General features: G+C 67.2%; 5 protein-coding genes. All 5 read right to left on the bottom strand.

Annotated elements, in window-relative coordinates:
* A partial coding sequence (locus PGX04_RS24325; RefSeq protein WP_273740863.1) for a bifunctional N(6)-L-threonylcarbamoyladenine synthase/serine/threonine protein kinase occupies positions 1-1,301 on the bottom strand: 1,301 nt, incomplete at its 3' end.
* A gap of 72 nt (positions 1,302-1,373) precedes the next feature.
* Positions 1,374-1,508 (bottom strand): 30S ribosomal protein S27ae, encoded by a 135-nt coding sequence (locus PGX04_RS24320; protein ID WP_273740862.1) that lies wholly within the window; start codon positions 1,506-1,508, stop codon positions 1,374-1,376.
* Positions 1,509-1,838, bottom strand: coding sequence for a 30S ribosomal protein S24e (locus PGX04_RS24315; RefSeq protein ID WP_098725640.1), 330 nt, complete (start codon positions 1,836-1,838; stop codon positions 1,509-1,511). It lies immediately after the preceding gene.
* A 37-nt stretch (positions 1,839-1,875) separates the two neighbouring features.
* Positions 1,876-2,052, bottom strand: a complete 177-nt coding sequence (locus PGX04_RS24310; RefSeq protein WP_273740861.1) for a hypothetical protein — start codon at positions 2,050-2,052, stop codon at positions 1,876-1,878.
* A gap of 62 nt (positions 2,053-2,114) precedes the next feature.
* Positions 2,115-2,523, bottom strand: a 409-nt coding sequence (locus PGX04_RS24305) for a beta propeller repeat protein (protein WP_465263843.1), incomplete at its 5' end; no start/stop codon positions are given.

Raw genomic sequence — 2,523 nt, 5'->3', positions numbered from 1 at the left:
CTTGTCAGCCGGGCCTCGAGGGTCGTCCGCTCGCGGCGGAGTCGGTCGTCGAGTTCGGGGTGGCGGTAGGTCTTCTCCTCGCGGCGTTTCGTGACGCGGCCGACTTCGGGTTCTATGTCCACGACGGCTTCGGCACCGCGAACGTGAGTCTCGGCCGCCGCGCCCGCACCGCGTTCCGCCGCGAGTTCGGGCTCGTCAGATCGCTCGCGGTTCCTCCCGTCACCGCTCGCAGTTCCGAGGCCCTCGCTTCGCTCGGTCCTCGCGCGCCACGTAACATCCACCTGATCCGGCCGAAAGTCGGGGTCGACGCGCGAGTCCTCGAGCGCGAGGGTGTCGCCGGCCTCATACATCTTCGCGCCGAGGACCGCGATCATCCCCGCGTTGTCCCGCAGGAAGCGGGGCTCGGGCGCGTGGAACTCGGCACCCCGCTGGGCGCACATTTCCGCGAGCATTTCGCGCAGGCGGGCGTTCTGGCCGACGCCGCCGCCGAGGACGAGTTCGTCGCTGCCGGTCAGCGACAGGGCGCGCTCCGAGACTTCGGTCAGCATGCCGAAGACGTTCTCCTGAAGGGAGTAGCAGACGTCTTCGACCGGCGTGCCCGCGTCGGCGGCCTGCTTGGCGGCGCTCATGATTCCCGAAAACGAGAAATCCATTCCCTTGACGACGTAGGGGAGATCGACGTACTCGCCCTCCTTCGCGGCCTCCTCGACTTTCGGCCCGCCCGGATGGGACCAGCCGACGTGGCGCGTGAACTTGTCGATCGCGTTGCCGACACCGGTGTCCATCGTCTCGCCGAGGACGCGATAGCGCCCGTTCCGGTAGGCCAGCAGGTGCGCGTTCGCCCCGCTCGCGTTGAGACACACCGGCGAGTCGAAGCCGGAGCTGTGCCGGCCGATCTCGAGGTGGGCGACCATGTGGTTCACGCCGATGAGCGGTACCTCGAGCGCCTGACTCAGCGCTCGAGCGGCCGTCCCGACGACGCGAAGGCAGGGGCCGAGGCCGGGGCCGCGGGAGAAGGCGACGGCGTCAACAGGTGCTGCCTGTTCGCCCGACGAGCCGCGCTCGTCGACGTCGGTCCCCGGGCCATCGTAAGTCTCGCGAGCGTGCTCGAGCGCGCGTTCGACGACGCGCGGAATCGCGTCGTGCATGTGTTCGGACGCCTCTCGAGGGTGAATGCCGCCGCTCTCGGGCTGATAGGCGTCGGTCTCGATGAATACGTCGTCGGTCTCGGCGTCGAAGACCGCTGCGCTGGCGGCCCAGGCGGTGCCTTCGATCCCGAGGATACGGACGGTGTCAGTCACGGCTGAAAAGCGGCTGTTACCGGCGTTCGACGTGCCACATCCGTATTCGGCACGTCGCCCATCGGTCGGAGATTATTCCCACTCGGTGTAACTGCACTTCCCGCAGTGCTTCCGGTCGCCGTGGTTGGCGAGGAAGACGTCACCGCAACGGGGGCATAGTTCGCCCTCGGTGGTCCCGTCGTCGCCGTAGAGGTCGTAGTGTGCCATCTATGCTTCCTCCGGTTCGGCTTCTGCGTCAGCGTCGGCTTCCGCGTCGTCCGCGCCGATCTTGTTGCGCTCGAGCATGTGGTCTTGCTCGACGTCGCGGGCGTAGTCGGCCGTCTCGTAGACTTTCGCCTGTCCGACGGTCTTGCGCATCCCGAACTTGGTGTCGAGTTTGCGGATGACGACCTCGCCGGCGTCCTTGTTCAGTTTCGCCGCGAGGCTGTCCCGAACCTGCAGTCGCTCGGGAGTCGCGTCTTCGTGGGAGAGTTCGAAAGTCACGTCAGTTCGATGCAACATGGGGTTTTCCGTTTCGGAGATGATGTCGACGTCCATGATATCACTCAGTTACCCTACTATCCCCGTGTAGCGCCTAAAAGGATTTCGAAGCGACCCACCCGCACCCGGTGACCGGATCCGTTTGCACCGTCGCCGCTCGAGGGAACCCCTCGCGCTCGGGATCCGTTTCGGCCCCGCGACGCGGCTCCTCGAGCGCGGTCCACGGCTCGGCACGGCCGTACGCACCGCCGTCACCGTTGTCTCGATTCACGCTGTTTCGTCGCGCGATCAGAGAAACGCCCGCAGGCGAGCGAGGCGACGACCAGTGACGACTCACGGCAGCGCGACCAATCCGCGCGGCGTCTGATCCTTGAGTCCGGTGGGCCAGTCGATCCCCACTCGATCCCACGAGTCGCCGAAGTCCCGCGTCAGGAAGAGCCCGCGATTGTTCACCGCGAAGACGACGCCCGGTTTCCCGGTGGTCGCGAACACCGTTCGGACGACGCCCTCGCCGGTCGGCAGGCCGCGCCCCTCGAGCCGTTCCCACGACGAATCGCCGCCATCCCGGCGATAGACGTGCGAGTCCGCCCTGCTCGCAGTGTGGGCCGTCGACGCGCCGCTGGCGCTCGAGACCATGACGCGGTCGGAATCGCCGGGATCAGGGACGACAGACCAGCAATATCGATGCTCGAGGCCCGCCTGCGGTCGCCGCCACGATTCGCCACCGTCGTCGCTCTCGGCG

This window comes from Natrinema soli, assembly GCF_028618695.1.
This window is presented reverse-complemented; position numbering and strand designations above follow the sequence as displayed.